13 protein-coding genes and 1 pseudogene are annotated in these 14961 nt (G+C 58.5%); 4 read left to right on the top strand and 10 right to left on the bottom strand.

Annotation, left to right across the window (positions count from 1 at the left end):
- Positions 1–166: 166 nt before the first annotated feature.
- Positions 167–358, bottom strand: a pseudogene (locus tag PspS34_RS13345) (LysR substrate-binding domain-containing protein); the annotation flags it as partial.
- Positions 359–744: 386 nt separating this feature from the next.
- On the opposite strand from PspS34_RS13345, the gene PspS34_RS13340 reads away from it, so the two are divergent.
- On the top strand, positions 745–3663 hold the full coding sequence (locus PspS34_RS13340; protein WP_159389894.1) for a multicopper oxidase domain-containing protein: 2919 nt from the start codon (positions 745–747) through the stop codon (positions 3661–3663).
- Positions 3664–3931: 268 nt separating this feature from the next.
- On the opposite strand, the gene PspS34_RS13335 is transcribed toward PspS34_RS13340, so the two are convergent.
- The 8 genes from PspS34_RS13335 to PspS34_RS13300 all read right to left on the bottom strand — a co-directional run bounded on the left by PspS34_RS13335 (position 3932) and on the right by PspS34_RS13300 (position 11037).
- Positions 3932–5437, bottom strand: a complete 1506-nt coding sequence (locus tag PspS34_RS13335) for a multiheme c-type cytochrome (RefSeq protein ID WP_057714892.1) — start codon at positions 5435–5437, stop codon at positions 3932–3934.
- Positions 5438–5848: 411 nt separating this feature from the next.
- Positions 5849–6307 (bottom strand): MarR family transcriptional regulator, encoded by a 459-nt coding sequence (locus PspS34_RS13330; protein ID WP_057714893.1) that lies wholly within the window; start codon positions 6305–6307, stop codon positions 5849–5851.
- 127 nt (positions 6308–6434) lie between these two features.
- Entirely contained in the window at positions 6435–6887 is a 453-nt protein-coding gene (locus PspS34_RS13325; RefSeq protein WP_057714894.1) for an Ohr family peroxiredoxin, read from the bottom strand.
- Between the two features lie 78 nt (positions 6888–6965).
- The gene (locus tag PspS34_RS13320; RefSeq protein ID WP_150813192.1) at positions 6966–7406 is read right to left on the bottom strand and encodes an Ohr family peroxiredoxin; all 441 of its coding nucleotides are present in this window, start codon (positions 7404–7406) and stop codon (positions 6966–6968) included.
- A gap of 271 nt (positions 7407–7677) precedes the next feature.
- Positions 7678–7884, bottom strand: a complete 207-nt coding sequence (locus PspS34_RS13315) for a hypothetical protein (RefSeq protein WP_159389893.1) — start codon at positions 7882–7884, stop codon at positions 7678–7680.
- Positions 7885–8002: 118 nt separating this feature from the next.
- Positions 8003–8623 (bottom strand): hypothetical protein, encoded by a 621-nt coding sequence (locus PspS34_RS13310; protein WP_057716608.1) that lies wholly within the window; start codon positions 8621–8623, stop codon positions 8003–8005.
- Positions 8624–9273: 650 nt separating this feature from the next.
- Positions 9274–9969, bottom strand: coding sequence for a tRNA (adenine(22)-N(1))-methyltransferase TrmK (locus PspS34_RS13305; protein WP_305734407.1), 696 nt, complete (start codon positions 9967–9969; stop codon positions 9274–9276).
- A 111-nt stretch (positions 9970–10080) separates the two neighbouring features.
- Positions 10081–11037, bottom strand: coding sequence for a threonine dehydratase (locus PspS34_RS13300; protein ID WP_159389892.1), 957 nt, complete (start codon positions 11035–11037; stop codon positions 10081–10083).
- Positions 11038–11133: 96 nt separating this feature from the next.
- Here PspS34_RS13300 and PspS34_RS13295 point away from each other — a divergent pair, with 96 nt between their 5' ends.
- Both PspS34_RS13295 and PspS34_RS13290 read left to right on the top strand, forming a co-directional pair.
- Positions 11134–12012 (top strand): AraC family transcriptional regulator, encoded by an 879-nt coding sequence (locus PspS34_RS13295; RefSeq protein WP_238786608.1) that lies wholly within the window; start codon positions 11134–11136, stop codon positions 12010–12012.
- A gap of 97 nt (positions 12013–12109) precedes the next feature.
- The gene (locus PspS34_RS13290; RefSeq protein ID WP_238786600.1) at positions 12110–12745 is read left to right on the top strand and encodes a DUF4157 domain-containing protein; all 636 of its coding nucleotides are present in this window, start codon (positions 12110–12112) and stop codon (positions 12743–12745) included.
- Positions 12746–12799: 54 nt separating this feature from the next.
- On the opposite strand, the gene PspS34_RS13285 is transcribed toward PspS34_RS13290, so the two are convergent.
- Positions 12800–13756, bottom strand: a complete 957-nt coding sequence (locus tag PspS34_RS13285) for an AraC family transcriptional regulator (protein ID WP_159389891.1) — start codon at positions 13754–13756, stop codon at positions 12800–12802.
- A gap of 199 nt (positions 13757–13955) precedes the next feature.
- On the opposite strand from PspS34_RS13285, the gene PspS34_RS13280 reads away from it, so the two are divergent.
- Complete coding sequence (locus PspS34_RS13280; RefSeq protein WP_159389890.1) at positions 13956–14909, top strand: diiron oxygenase; 954 nt, start codon at positions 13956–13958, stop codon at positions 14907–14909.
- Positions 14910–14961: the final 52 nt, after the last annotated feature.

Here is a 14961-nt window from a genome sequence, read left to right as displayed (position 1 = left end):
AGGCATTTCTTAACGAAGTCTGAAGGTGAAAAAACGATTGTCGCCTTGGGTGACAGTCCGTAATGACATGCCATGGCCTGCTTCAGGAACGGACTTAGGCCAACAAATACAGGGGTTTAACCGGAGCCCCCGACTGGCTGGCCACAGTTACTCATGGCGCGGACGCTTATGCGCCTTCCAGTTGATCGCGCAAAAACTCGATGAAGCGCTGGGTTTTCGCCGGCAACAGGCGCGTCTCGGTCAGCGCATACACTGAAACCGAAGTGGCGTGCCATTGAGGCAAGACCTTAAGCAGCTTTCCATTGATCAGGTCTTGCTCAGCGATGCTCTCGGGCAGCAAAACGATACCCAGGTCCAGTGGTCAGTATCCCTGCCCTCACGCACTAGTCACTTCTGCCAACAGCGGCCGCCGATGAAGTCGGGACGAATGAAAGCAGCCGGTCATCGATACATTCAGAAAACAGCCACTTCTCCTGGCCCAGACGCCCCGCACAATCGCACCCTTTATTGGGGGATATTCCCCGTCATCGGGGTATTCATCCTGGCTGCTCATACGCCAGTTTGAAGCCCGCGGACAAGGGGAGCGTGGCGTAGAGCCATTAGTCACCTCCTGTCACTTTCGGCGGGAAATTTGCATCGTTCCCATCCCGGCTCGAAATCAAACGTTTCGCCAGCCGGGCCAGGAGCCGTGGCTCGTTGCTCATCTATTGCCACGCTCCGAGGAACCCGTCAGAGGTGTTTGCGATGAAACAGGACACCGGAAGGTTGAATCCTAGTCTTTTGTCCAAAACCAGGCTGGCGCTGAGTATCTCTGCTGCCGCGATCATGTTGGGGCTGGGCTTGTCCCAGACCCAGGCAGTCCCCCTCGACAACACCGATCCCCCGCCTCCTACCGACCCATCGGCGTTCACCAATCCGCCCGCCGACCCCAATGCCGCATTGAGGGACTTGCTCAAGCAGCCTCCCGCAAACGTCGGCGCCTTCGACTTACCCAATGGTGTGGCCGGTAACCGCCAGACCCCCTTGGTCGACAATGTGCTGCCACCCGATCTGCAACCCAGCTTCAATATCCCCACTAACGGTAATGCCAGCCCGGTGTTCGGGGTTCAACCGTTCACACAGAAGCTTGAGCTTTTCGAGGAGTTCGGCTCGAACAAACTGGATGCGGCCGACCCTCCATCACCTGTTCCGTTTCCGGTTCCGACGCTGGGGCCCGCACCGGCGCAGGATCCCTTGAAGGTGGCGCGTAGCGGCCCGTCGCCGGCTGCGCTGGATGCCTTTCTCAGGCAGCCAGCTTTGACGCCCTTCCCGACAGAGTTCTCCAATGTACTGGACCGCAACCCGTGGAAGGCGCAGATCGAGGATTTCCTCAATCGCCGAGTCGATTCGCCCGCAGAAGGCCGGCCACCGGGAAAAGGTTGGTCGCACCAGCGTTTCAATGAGTTTTTCCCGCGCAACGCCTTCAAGACTGTGCAAGCAGGCGCGCACGTCAACAGCGGCTTGCGTGATCGTATGCAACGGCATAACTACGCCGTGGGGGAATTTGCGCCAGGCGGGCTCTATCACAACACCAGCGGCAACCCGGCCAACGAGGGCACAACCAAGGGCATACAAGTGCAATTTCACGACAACTTCCCTGTCCAGGACCATAATGCGCTGTGGACATTCGACGGCACCTTTCCGCCCAAACTGCTGCAAGTACGCTATGGCCAGGCGATGCTGATGCGTCATTACGATGCCTTGCCCATTGACCCATCGGCCAACCGGGGCTTTGGCCTGCACACCATCACCACCCACGAGCATAACGGCCACTCGCCCGCGGAAAGCGATGGCTTTGCCAACGCGTTCTTCTTCCCGGGCCAGTACTACGACTATCGCTGGCCGATCCAGTTGGCCGGTTACGACAGCATCAACACCAGCGCTCAGGATCCGCGTGCGGCGTTCCCGTGCGACCCCGGTGAAAAGCTTTTCGTCAACGACGCCAACCCCGGCTTCAAGACTTGCGACCGCGGCACCATCAAGATCCGTGGCGACTGGCGCGAAACCATGAGCACCCACTGGTTCCACGACCACATGCTCGATTTTACCGCGCAGAATGTCTACAAGGGCAACGCCACGATGATGAACTACTACAGCGCCGTGGATCGTGGTAACGAGTCGGTCGACGACGGGGTCAACCTGCGCCTGCCCAGCGGTTCGGGGCTGGGGTGGGGTAACCGCGACTATGACGTCAACCTGACGATCGCCGACAAGGCCTGGGACAAGGCCGGCCAGTTGTGGTTCAACCCCTTCAATACCGACGGTTTTCTCGGTGATCAGGTCCTGACCAACTGGGAGTACAAGCCCTTCCTGGACGTGCGTGCCCGCCGCTACCGTTTGCGCATTCTCAACGGATCGGTTTCTCGCTACTTCAAGCTGGCGTTGGTGCGTCAGGTCAATGGTAATGGTGGCGAGTTTCCTGGCCCGAAAAGCTCCGGGGTTTCATACAACCGGGTGCCGTTCCACATGATTGCCAACGACGGCAATATCATGGAGCACGCGGTGCCGTTCGATGGCAGCCTGGACCTCGATGGCGACGGCGACACACAGGACCACAATGCCATTTTGCCGATACAGGGCATTGCCGAACGCTATGACATCGTCGTCGACTTCGCGAAAAACGGCATCAAGCCAGGCGACAGGATTTTCTTCGTCAACATCGAGGAGCATGAAAACGGCAAGCGTCCCGAACGTGACATTCCATTGGCGGATGTACTCTCCGGGAAGTACCTGCCCGTTGTCAGGCAAACCAGCCACGGGCCACAGTGGGTCAACGGTGACCCGGGCGTGGGCGTGTTCATGCAACTGAACGTCCAGCCTTACACCGGCCAGGATGTCAGCATGAATCCGGTCGACTTCGAGCCCGCCAAGCCTGGCAAGCCCGAGGGCAAGTTCATGATCCCCCTGCCCTTGCACCGTGATGACCCTGCCGATATCGCCCGGCTTGCCCAAGCGCGGCACCGCACCTTTATCTTTGGCCGCTCCAACGGCACGGATTTCAAGCCCTGGACGATCAAGACCGATGGCGGCGAAGGTTTCAACATGGACCCGCGCCGGATTTCAGCCGCGCCACAACTGGCCACTGGCCCGACACCGGCAGGGTTCAAGGGTGAAGGCACGCTGGAAATCTGGAAGATCGAAAACGGCGGCAACGGCTGGAGTCACCCGGTGCATGTGCACTTCGAGGAAGGGATCATTCTCACTCGAGGTGGCAAGACACCACCCGAATGGGAAAAAGGAGCGCGCAAAGATATCTACAATATAGGTCGTCATCCTGAGAGCCTCGACAATGTCGAAATGGCCATCCGCATCCGTGAGTTTGCCGGTACCTACATGGAGCACTGCCACAACACACAGCATGAGGACACGTCGATGCTGCTGCGCTGGGACTCTGAGCACCCGGGCCAGTTCCAATTGATGCCCACTCCATTGCCAAGCTGGGACGGCGTGAGATTCGTGGCCTCGGTTGCGTTACCGACATTCCGTACGGGAGATGGTGTGGGGCCACAGGTCGAGGTCGACAATAACCAGGAAGATGGCAGTGGCAGTGGCAGTGGCAGCGGCAGCAGTAGCAGTAGCGGTAGCGGTAGTAGCGGCAGCGGTGTTAGCGGAGGCAAAGGCTAGCGTCGTCTCTGCTCAACTACCTGAGCAATGCGGTGAAGTTGACCGAGCGTGGGCACATCCTGGTTAAGGTGTGCCTGCGTCAGGCCCGCTTGAAAGTCGACGGTGTGGACATGGTTGGCAGACTCCGACGGGTACTGGGCCGGCACAGTCTGCATGTTGATTTGCTGCACAGTTACCAGCCCCACAAGAGCCACTTGCTACAACGCGAGTTACTGGATGCAGTAGCTGTCCGTGACGCGATACCTGTTCGACGATGGTAATGACATGTTCATTCTTTGTAGTAAGCGCTAGCGTCGTCGAGTTTCAACTTCGCGGGTACCACTCGCTTCGCCGTATCGGATCCGGTCGACAGGGGTACGCTCTGCGTGACATTGGCCATCCGGGTGATTTCCACCTGCAGCTTATCCTTGCCGAGCAGGTAGTCGGCCAGCTTCTGGGAAAACGGCCAGTAGTTCAGATCGGCTGTCAGGGTCAGCGGTCCGACGGCGTCGGCCGGCACCAGGAAGGAGAACTCCCCGATATTGTAGCCCTTGGGCAGAATGCGATTGTCCGAGAGTATCTGCGTGGCATTCCAGACCTCGACGTCCAACGGATTGCCGTTCTTGTCGCCTATGTGCACTTTGAAATTTCGCGTGTTGACTTCGGTCTTGCCGTCCTTGATCGAACCCAGGCGATAGAGCTCGCGACCACTGGCATCCTGCACCCGAAAATCGATCCACATCTCCCGCCCCTCGGGAAAGCCGGTTGGCAGCTTGTGCCCTGCGCCGACGTTGGTCACTTTGACGGCTACCGAGGCGTATTGTCCGGGAATGATGGCGGCCGGCAGTTGCTGGAACGTTATTTGCGCCGCGCGCGCGAGCATGTCGCGTGCGCGTTGCGCGCCCTCCTCCTGACCAAGGTGCTTGAGCATCGTCGCGTTGGCTCCGCTGAACCAATGCGAGGCGACCTCCTTGCGGTCCGGCCCCATGATCGCGGCCTTGCCCGCAAAGCCCGGCATGTGGCAACTCTGGCAGGTCACATTGTTAAGGCTGTAGGTGCTCTCCTGCCATTCGTCATAAGTGCGCTCCACCGCCACGCTGCTGAACGGGTGCGTGACGTTGTGGCAGGTGCCGCAAAAGTCCGAGCGCGTGTGCAGAGCGGAATACACGGTGTCGTGATAAGGCGAAACGGCATCCTTGCGCGGGCCGAACTTGGTCGGTTTGCCGTGCGCTCGCGGGCTCAGAACATAGGCGCCGTTATCGAGGCCCGTGCGGGCACTGATGTTGTGGCAGGTGTCGCAATCGACCCCGGGCATCGGATGATTCTTCGCACTGTCTTCAATCGAGGAGCGGTTGACTTGCGAAGTGATCTGCCCGGTGGTGAGACCGATCGGGGTATGGCAGCCGGTGCAGAAGTTATCGACCTTGCCCTCGGTGGCCGCACTCGCACGCTTGAGCAAGGCCCGATAGATGGGCTCATCCCAGGCCTGGGACATCATCGACGAGCGCCACTGCCTGTAGATCTCCGTATGGCAAGCGCCACAGACCTGGGCATTGTCGAAGTCCTTCACATTCAAGACCAGGTTGCCGGTGGTATTGGCCCGATGCGGAAAGAACGGCATCGCGCCAATCACATGCATGAGCCTGGAGCGTGCCGGCTCCAGCCACTTCTCATTGTTTTGATTGTCATCGCCCTGAAGTTCGTCAGCCGCCACCAGCGTTACCGTCAGCAGGCAGGTTAGAAAGCACAACCGGTGCAGTGCTACCTGCGCACACGTATGTCTGGAGTGGCTCATAAGCATTTCCCCTGGACGGTTGCAGAGGATGACTGCAGTACTTCTATTGAGTAAGCCCGTTATTGAGAAGCCAGGGCTACTTCGTGATGCAAACCGATGGCTACAGGCAATCACTCAATGGAGTACTGACAGCTCCACAGCATCCCGGCCCTGCACCTTGCATGAACGGGACAAGCTCACTCAGCAATTACTCTGCCAGCGTTGTATAAAATAGGCGCGGTGACCTGAAAGATCCGCAAACATTGACCAGCGATTGAAGTAACCGGTTAATGAACATGCGAATACCGCTGAGCAATAGCCCCCATTAGTGGGGGGCTCACTCCGAATCGGGGGGTGTCAGACGGGAGGGCCAGGGTTTCTCTGCGGGGTGCGCCTCGCAAATCCGGGGCCACTCACTTTACTCGATACGACTTACTCTCTGTCCTTGGTCGATCGAATGAGATTGCCCCGTAACTTCACAATGGCCTTCTGCATCTGCACGAAGTCGTCGGGATCAAGACCGGTTTGCGGGAAGCCGTCTTCGGTGAGACCTTCGCGCAGTTTTCGTCCCTCTTTGGTCAGACTGATCCGCACCTGGCGTTCGTCTTCCGGGTCGCGCTGGCGCATTAAATAACCCATCGCTTCCAACTTCTTCAGGATCGGCGTGAGGGTATTGGATTCGAGAAACAGCTTTTCGCCGAGGCTGCCAACGGTCTGGTTGTCTTCCTCCCACAGCGCAACGAGGGTGATGTATTGCGTATAGGTCAGGCCGAGCCGTTCGAGCATCGGCTTGTAGGCCTTGCCGAAGGCCAGGTTGGTGGAATAGACCGCAAAACACAGGAAGTCGGTGAGTTTGAGATCCAGGGCGGATGTCTTGTCGGTGTTTTTCATGGGCGTTCTCCTGGCTCAATCTTGCGAGACCGAAACTATACGTCGTACGCGATGGTATCGGAAGTGCGTATAAACGCCGACGGCCAGCTCACCGGGGAAATCCCCGGTGAGCTGGCCGTGTAGTGGGTTATGCCGTCAGGACGTTGATGTCGACATCAATATTGCCGCGTGTGGCCTTGGAGTAAGGGCAGATTGCATCGGCGTTGTGGGCCAACTCGGTCGCCACTCCCTGGTCCAGCCCCGGCACCCGCAAGGTCAGTCGGGCCTGGAGGAAGTAAGCCGCGCCGGTCTGGCCCAGGTCCACTTCAATGTCGACGGCGGTGTCGGTCGGCAGTGTCACCTTCATCTGTTGGGCGGCCAGCCCCACCGCCGCGATGTAGCAGGCCGACCACGCTCCGGCGAACAGTTGCTCGGCTTTCGGGTGCGGCTGGACGGCGGTGAGCACGTGTGCCGGTGTATCGCTGCCGGGGGACGACAGCACGATATCGAGGTTGCCGTTATGACCGCGCGAGGTGTTGCCCGCGCTGTTATGAGTGGTGTGGGTTTTGCCGCTGGCCAGTACTTTTTCGATCTTGCTCATGATGATTCCCTCAGGATTACAGTGAGTTATGTTCGTGCACGCTTTTATCGCATGCGATGTTAGTGACGCATCCAGGCATCACGCCGTAATAACGTTCAGGGCAACGTCGATATTGCCGCGTGTGGCTTTGGAGTAAGGGCAGATGGAATCGGCAATGTGCGCCAGTTCGGTCGCGACATCGTGTGCCAGCCCTGGCACTCGCAGGGTCAGTCGGGCCTGAAGGAAATAGGCCAGACCAGTCTGGCCCAGGTCCACTTCGATGTCGACGGCCATATCCGTCGGCAACACGATATTGCGCTCCTGGGCCACCAGCCCCACTGCCGCGGTGTAGCAGGCAGACCAGGCACCGGCAAACAGTTGCTCGGCTTTCGGGTGCGGCTGTGTAGCGGTAAAGACGTGGGCCGGCTGGGCGGAACCCGGTGACGACAGTTCGATATCGAGGTTGCCGTTGTGACCGCCGACACCGCTGTGGGTGGTGTGGGTTTTGCCGGTTGCCAGTACTTTTTCGATCTTGCTCATGGGGACTTCCTCAGGACTTGATATTTCGTGCGATTATATCGCATGCGATATTAGTGATATTTAAAAAGACAACGTTCATCAATTGGCGTGTGCAATGATCCAGTTGTTGCCGTTTTGGCCATGGGAAGCGTGAGCGGTTGAGATAAACATTGTGCGGCGGCTTCCGGTGTTCATGGCTGAGTCTCCAAACGGCAGGGGTTGTCATTACTTTTAATCGCTACCGATTAAATCGTATGCGATGGATGAATATTCAACCAAAGCCCCAATGATGTCAAAGTTTATTTTGTGCCTTGCCGATGAGCGGTAGACGCGAGATCAACCTCGCTACCCTCTCCCTTGCGGAAAGGATGATTGGCTTCTCACCGTCCGGTCCTCCGGAGCCCCCGGTTACGCGCATCGGATCGCTTTCACCCATGACGATCAGCGCTTTGGCGCGGAAATGAAATGGACGTTTTTCACTCGAAAAAAAACCGGCCATTCGAGCCGGTTCTTTGATTTCCTGAGCCCCACACACAAAAAACCCCCTCACAAGGAGGGGGTCTGATGTTTGAAAGGTTCAGACAGGTTCACCCGTCTTTTCCTGGAGTCTCGTCAGTTCAGCGCAGCGCAGGAATACCCGCAAACAACCACGAAGTTTCTTGAACCGGAGTTGCTTCGTTGCGCTTACGCGCCCACTGGGTCAGCGCCACCATCATCGCAAAGCCGAGCACGATCAACACCGGATAGGCCATCAGCAACTCGGTGAGCGAATACTTCCAGGCCAACGGTCGACCGACACCGAGCATGGCGGCATACAACCAGGACACGCCCGACAGTGCGCCAGAGAACAGGGCAAACATTCGCACATTGATCTGTAGATCAAGCAGCGAACCGGCCTTCAGCATTGCCGGCAATACATAGCGGTGCAACAGCATGCCGTTGAACGTCAGCAACAATACAATAATAACTTTTGCTTGAAGTTTCGGATTGGCAAAATAGGTCATGCCTTTTTCAAGGTAATCAATACCTATAATCGCAGCTCCGGTGACCCACAAGAAGATCAACGCATTGGAAACAGACTTCTGAAGACTGGCCATATGTTCATTATCGTGCCCCGACGACACGCGACCTTTCAATAAGTCCTTTACCATTGCCGCGTCGCTGGCAAACACCAGGCCAATAGCTACGCAGCAAGCCAACAGGTGAACGTACACAACGCCTAAACGCAAAAACTCCATGGATTCTTTCTGGCCGATCAGGCCGATAATTGTACTAATATCCAAGATTACATCTCCACTTATTGCGGCAGTGCAAATTGACCATGCCCCAGGCATGCGAATTAATTAATTAATTGCGCCTGCACGATCAAGTTCGCATTGATTGAATCAACTAAATAATTTGGTATTACAAGAGAGAGCGACTCGCCCAGCAAGTCAGTGATGACGACATACTATCACTCCAGGTCTCAGGTAAAAAAAATCCCCATGCGCATTCCATTCAATGCAGATGAGGTATACGTCCATTTTATTAGTGAGTGCAGCGCGAACTATCAAAGGATCCGCCTGCCGGTAAATCAGAGCGAAGCATATCAAAATCGTTCACTTTTTGAGCAGTACGCTCGACAAACGGTACTAAATTCAACACCTGGAGGTACCTGTTTTCCTGGCTGAAACCTGCATAGCTACGGTGCTGAATCGATTCTCTTAGCATACCGAAAAAAAACCCGCTATTGCGCTGAACTTTCGTCGCCAGCCCCGACCAATGGCGAAAATTGCCTACTGGTCACCGGCAAATTCGAGTCGCCTGAAGGGGCCGTCGACGCGTCTCGCTCGACTCAGCCACACCCACGCTGAATCGAGGTTCTTTTTGGGCGGTGCCCCAGGCTTGCTCAAGCCAGCAATTGGGTGATCCACCGGGCCTGCCGAGCGATGTCCTGCACCGTCTCCTCGGGCACGGCCTGCTGCGCCAGGGCAAAGTGGCTCAGGGTCTTCTGTTTCTGGCGCAACTTGCGCTGCCACTTGACCAGGAACGCCGGGCTGCGGGTCTGCATCTGCAACGGGCCAAAGTACAGCTCCTGGGCGGTGTAGATCACCGGCCCTGCGCGTTCGGCGACGATGATTTCGTAGTCGAAACGATTTTCCCGCAGCACTTCTTCGCAGAGGATGCGATAGCCATTGTCCATCAGCCATTGGCGCAGTGGCTGCTCGCCGCCATTGGGCTGCAGGATCAGGCGCTCCTGACCGCTCAGGTACGCCTTGCCACTGTCGAGGATGTCACGGATGGTTTCGCCGCCCATGCCGCAGATGCTGACCGCTGTAATTCCGTCTCCCGGCTCGATCGCCGCCAGGCCGTTGGCCAGGCGCACGGTGACTTGCGAGTCCAGGCCGTTCTCGCGCACGGTGCGGTTGGCCGCGTGGAACGGCGTCAAGGCCACCTCGCCGGCCACTGCCGCCGCGATGGCGCCACGGCGCATCAAGGCCACCGGCAGGTAGCCGTGATCCGAGCCGATATCGGCCAGGCGCGCACCGGCTGGCACATAGGCGGCAACGCGCTCCAGGCGCATGGACAATGTCTGTTCGTTCAACTGCGGCCCCTTTTCACCACTAACGTCCGGCGACTTGGGCCGGATCGGGGCGTGATTCTGTCGAGCAATGCCGTGCATTTCAAATTTATGTGACCAGGGTCATGGCCCTTTTCACGCAATCACTTGCGCATACACCGATCTGTCGACGTTGCCACCGGAGAGAATCACCCCCACCCTTCTTCCCGACATGGCTTCACGCTCCGAGATGAGCGCTGCCAACGCCGACGCACCGGCCCCTTCGGCAAGGTTATGGGTATCGGTGTAATACACGCGCATGGCTTCGGCGATCTGGTCATCGCTGACCGATACGATCCGCGCAGCACCTGCCGCGTAGACGGCAAAGGCTTCAGGAATCGGCTTGCGCACGGCAAGGCCGTCGGCAAAGGTGTTGGCCGAGGCGGTTTCGCAGATTGCGCCAGCGTCAAACGATAACTGTGCAGCCGCCGCCTGCGTGGAAACCACGCCAACCACTTCTGTTTCCAGACCCAGCGCATCGCGGGCGGCGATCACCCCGCAAATCCCCGATCCACAGCCAATCGGTACATAAACGGTATCCAGGTCCGGTGCTGCGTTGAACAGCTCCAGCGCATAAATGGCGACGCCTTTGACCAGCTCGGTGTGAAACGGCGGAACCAGGAACAGGTCATGCGCGTGGGCCAGGCGGGCCGCCTCTTCACGGGCATCATCGAAATCGCGGCCATACTCGACCACTTCAGCGCCAAAGCCGCGCATGGCGTTGTTCTTTTCTACCGAGTTACCTTCCGGCACGACGATCAACGCCTGCAAACCCAGTGTGCGAGCCGCCAGTGCCAGGCTCTGGCCATGGTTGCCGCGGGTAGCGCTGACAATGCCCTTCGCGCCCGGGTGCTCGCGCTTGAGCCAGTGCATGAACGTGATACCGCCGCGCACTTTGAAGGCACCGGTAGGCGTGTGATTTTCGTGCTTGACCCACACCGTGCAACCCAACCGCTGAGCCAGCAAGGGCCAAGGGTACTGGGCTGTGGCGGGCATGACCTGGTAAACGTGGCGAGCGGCCTGTTCGATATCGTCGCGAGTCAGTGTGTGCATGAGAGGTCCCCCTGAGGTTTTGCCCAGTCTGAACAACGGCGCAGTACTCCGGCTTTCAAAAAACTGACCTGACTTTTGTCCCCCCTCTTCACTACTATGGTGTCCATGAGTCATCGAAATCGCCCGCCGCCACCACGCTTGTCCGAACCGGTCCGTCGTATCGAGGCCGGCCCTTGGGCAATCGAATTGCTCCCCGGCTGCGCCTACGCGACCCGCTATGTCGCGACCCAGGCGGGAATCGGCTTCGCCTTCGACAGCCAGCGAGGCCTGCACGCCATCGGCAGCGACCGAATACGCCCCTTCGATGCCGTGCCCAACGGCCTGGCGTTCGTCCCCGCCGGGTGTGACGTGTTGTCCGAATCCCCCCAAGGCGGCGAATACTTGCGGGTGATTCGCACCGATGGCATGGCGTTGATGGGGGATCGTGCCTTCAACAATCGCATCGACCGGCAGGCCACCGCTCTCGCGTGGCGTATGCGTGCGGCGCTGTTGCTGTCCTCTGTGGAGGACGATTGGGAGGCCTGGGCACTGGCATTGTCCGAACGGGCGACCGGTAGCGAAGCGGTGTCGACAACACCCCATGGCTCGATAACCGGCAGCCGGATGCGCTTGCTCGATGAGTTCATTGATGCAGGCCTCGAAGACCCGTTGAGCGTACCGGCAATGGCGGGCCTGCTTGGATTGTCCGAAGGGTATTTCATGCGGGCCTTCAAAAACGCCACCGGCAAAAGCCCGCACAGCTACCTGATCGACCGACGCCTCGCCAAGGCCCGTGCCCTGATGCGCGATTCGACCGCCACCCTGACGGAAATCGCCTACGCCTGCGGTTTCAATTCCCAGGCGCACATGGCGACCACCTTCAAGCAACGCCTTGGAGTGAGTCCGGCGCAGCTGCGTCAGTCTTTGGGGTTAGAGCAGATTGACAGCGAAGCCCACGCCAAAGCTGACCTGCTCGGCGTGGCCAAAAGAAACTGAGGAACCCAGGGAATCGTACGGTGTCGCAGCGGTCCAACACGCGGCAGCACAATGGGCGCGAGACGCCCAACGTATTGCCTGCCGACCGCCATTGCCCATGGGAGAACCCATTGCCAGCTATTTTTTGCGTCAAGTTTTCCGGTTAGCGATCGTGCTCTTTTGCGCTGGCACCTCGCCCTCGGTTTTCGCCTGCCCGGCCGGGCAGTATCAGGTCTGCATGGTCGCTTGTTTTTGTGCTCCAGGTTCCGAAGAGGAAGCTGGAACGATCTTCGACGACATGAACCAGATGGCGGCCTCTGGATTGCAGAACTGGATTGTGCAATCGCGCAACACCGCGGCAACCGGCGATATCCGGCCAATCCCGCTGAATATCCGGGCCCAGCTCGAACCCTACTATGACATTCAAGTGCTCGATTCGGTTCGCTACAAGGTAGGCGATGATGTGGAGCTGAACGCCGCACACACCATGCTGCAGAATCCCGATGTACGTGCGGTCACCCTTATCGACATCATCGTCTTTCGAAATCCCGAAGATGCACTTAACGATGTCGCGCTGTGGGCGCATGAGTTGAAGCACGTGCAGCAGTACCAGCAATGGGGCGATCGCGAGTTCGCCACTCGTTATACCCGTGATTACGAAGCCGTCGAGGCGCCTGCCTACGAGATTCAAGCCCAGGTCGCCAGAACGCTACGAGCCAGCCAGGCTCGGGCAGAATCGCCTCGGCTTCCTTGAGTTCAAAAGGTCAAGCCTGGTCAGGTCAACATGGAAAGGTGGCACCGCCCCTTCTCATGCGGATTGTCTGCGCCAGGTGCCGGGGGATGTGCCGAATTGGCGTTTGAATGCGCGACTGAACGCGGCTTCGGAGTCGTAGCCAACGGCAAAGCCGATTTGCGCCACATTGCCGCGACCTTCGCGCAACTGTTGAGCCGCCACGTGCATGCGCCACAGCGTCAGGTATTGCATCGGTGGCTGTCCGACCAATGCCGTGAAGCGCTCGGCGAACACCGAGCGCGACATGCCCACCTCAAGCGCCAGGGCTTCTGCCGTCCAGCCTTCGGTTGGACGGGCATGCAATAGCGCCAGTGCGCGGCCGATATGCGGATCCCGCAACCCCGACAGCCACCCACGCCGCTCAGCGGGAAGGCTGGCGACATACTGGCCGACGGCTTCGACGAATAGCAGCTCCGATAGCTTGGCGATGACCGTTGTCGAACCGACGCGGCCCGCCGCGATTTCACTGACAGCAAAACGAAAGGAGCTTTCGATCCAGGTGCCCGAAGCCGTCGCGCGCAAATCCAGCTTCAATAAGGAAGGCAACGACGAAAGCAACGGACTGAAGGGTGTTTCTGAACCGAGGAACCCGCACAGCAACTGCGTAGCCTCGCCGCCCCCGCCGTACTTGATCCGTGATATGCCGCCGACTTCTGGCGGCTGGATGACTTCTCTGGCTGGCATGGGCGCAATGCTCAGGTCGCTGCCAAAAGAATGTGCGTCGTTGCGAGGAAGCAAAACGAGTTCGCCTGCCCCTACCTCGATGGCGGCACCACCGTCGATTTGAATTTGCATGCGCCCGGCGGCGACAAAGTGCGACGCAATGATGTGTCGAGGTGCCACCAGGAACGGCTTGCAATCATCTGCCGAGATTCTGCCGTTGATGCACCAGGGCGCAGTGAGCTCCGCCTCGAGGAATACCCCTCCAGACAGCCGAATCACACGCAACACATCAGAAAGCGCATCCAGCACTTGACCGCCCTCCTTTCCGGAGTCCGGAGCAGGTTTTCAGGCGCACCGGTCATTCACCGCCTGAACTGCGACGCCTAGATTAGCACCAACGCGGAATCAGCGATCGAAACTGTCCCCAGAGGCTTCACCCAGGGTCATTGGCTCCGACGTCAACCGAAATTGCCCCATTCCAACGCCACCAGGGCAGCAGGAGATCCATATGAACAGCGTCGTTACCCTACCCGGTTCAGCGTCAGGCAACACCGCCCGTTATGCGCAAATGGTCAGGTCATCGAAAAAGTCCGAATGGCAGATCGATCGCGATCTGCTCCAGGACCGCAGTTTCGACTTCTCGCGCAAATTCCTCCCCGACGGACTGTCGCAGGTCGACCGCCTGACCTTTCTCGATGCGGCCCAGGCGCGCCTGCTCAGTCAGATCCAGGGCCGGACCTATGCGTACATCTTTGGCCTGGTCGAGCGTTTTATCAGTGCCAAGATGCTCGATCAGGGTCGGGCCCATGTATTTGACAATCAACTGGCCCTTGAAGCGCTGGTGCGTTTTTCCAACGACGAGATCAAGCACCAGGAGTTGTTTCGGCGCATGGAGACGATGATGAGTTCGAAGTTGCCTGCGGGATATCGTCAGGTTGCCGATCCAAACAAGGTGGCGCGCTCGGTACTGGCGGCCAGTACCTGGTCGGTGCTGGCGCTGACCTGTCACATCGAGCTGTTTGTTCAGGCGCACTACGTGCAAAGCATCGCCCCGCGCGAGGAACTGTGCCCGTTGTTCAAGGATGTCTTCAAATTCCACTGGAAGGATGAAAGCCGGCACGTCGTACTCGATGAGCTGGAATGGCAGGACGAGCACGCGAAACTCTCGTCGGCCGAGCACGACCAGGCAGTGAATGACCTGATTGCGCTGGTAGCGGCCGTCGATGCAATCCTGCAGGCACAATCGGCAGCCGATGCCGACTACTTCATCAGTCATGCTTCACGATCGTTCAGTGTCGATGAGACCGTGCAAATCAAGACCTGCGTGCTGAGCGCCTACCGCTGGCAATACATTATCTCGGGCGTACGGCATCCACACTTCGGTCGACTGCTGACGCAGATGACAACGCCAGCACAGATGTCCAGGATCCAGACCGCTCTGGCCCCCATCATGAGCAATTGACTGACAGTGCGCGACTGACTGCTCGTCGGTCGCGCTGCGGGACGACGTGCTG

Source organism: Pseudomonas sp. S34, from assembly GCF_009866745.1.
Classification (GTDB): Bacteria; Pseudomonadota; Gammaproteobacteria; order Pseudomonadales; family Pseudomonadaceae; genus Aquipseudomonas; species Aquipseudomonas jessenii.
The sequence above is the reverse complement of the archived record's forward strand: the minus strand, read 5'-3'. Positions and strand labels throughout refer to the sequence as shown.

Excerpts from the sequence above, each read along its gene's own strand:
- PspS34_RS13340 (WP_159389894.1), top strand. The coding sequence starts at position 745 with ATGAAACAGGACACCGGAAGGTTGAATCCTAGTCTTTTGTCCAAAACC.
- PspS34_RS13335 (WP_057714892.1), bottom strand. The coding sequence starts at position 5,437 with ATGAGCCACTCCAGACATACGTGTGCGCAGGTAGCACTGCACCGGTTG.
- PspS34_RS13330 (WP_057714893.1), bottom strand. The coding sequence starts at position 6,307 with ATGAAAAACACCGACAAGACATCCGCCCTGGATCTCAAACTCACCGAC.
- PspS34_RS13325 (WP_057714894.1), bottom strand. The coding sequence starts at position 6,887 with ATGAGCAAGATCGAAAAAGTACTGGCCAGCGGCAAAACCCACACCACT.
- PspS34_RS13320 (WP_150813192.1), bottom strand. The coding sequence starts at position 7,406 with ATGAGCAAGATCGAAAAAGTACTGGCAACCGGCAAAACCCACACCACC.
- PspS34_RS13315 (WP_159389893.1), bottom strand. The coding sequence starts at position 7,884 with ATGGCCGGTTTTTTTTCGAGTGAAAAACGTCCATTTCATTTCCGCGCC.
- PspS34_RS13310 (WP_057716608.1), bottom strand. The coding sequence starts at position 8,623 with ATGGAGTTTTTGCGTTTAGGCGTTGTGTACGTTCACCTGTTGGCTTGC.
- PspS34_RS13300 (WP_159389892.1), bottom strand. The coding sequence starts at position 11,037 with ATGCACACACTGACTCGCGACGATATCGAACAGGCCGCTCGCCACGTT.
- PspS34_RS13295 (WP_238786608.1), top strand. The coding sequence starts at position 11,134 with ATGGTGTCCATGAGTCATCGAAATCGCCCGCCGCCACCACGCTTGTCC.
- PspS34_RS13290 (WP_238786600.1), top strand. The coding sequence starts at position 12,110 with ATGGGAGAACCCATTGCCAGCTATTTTTTGCGTCAAGTTTTCCGGTTA.
- PspS34_RS13280 (WP_159389890.1), top strand. The coding sequence starts at position 13,956 with ATGAACAGCGTCGTTACCCTACCCGGTTCAGCGTCAGGCAACACCGCC.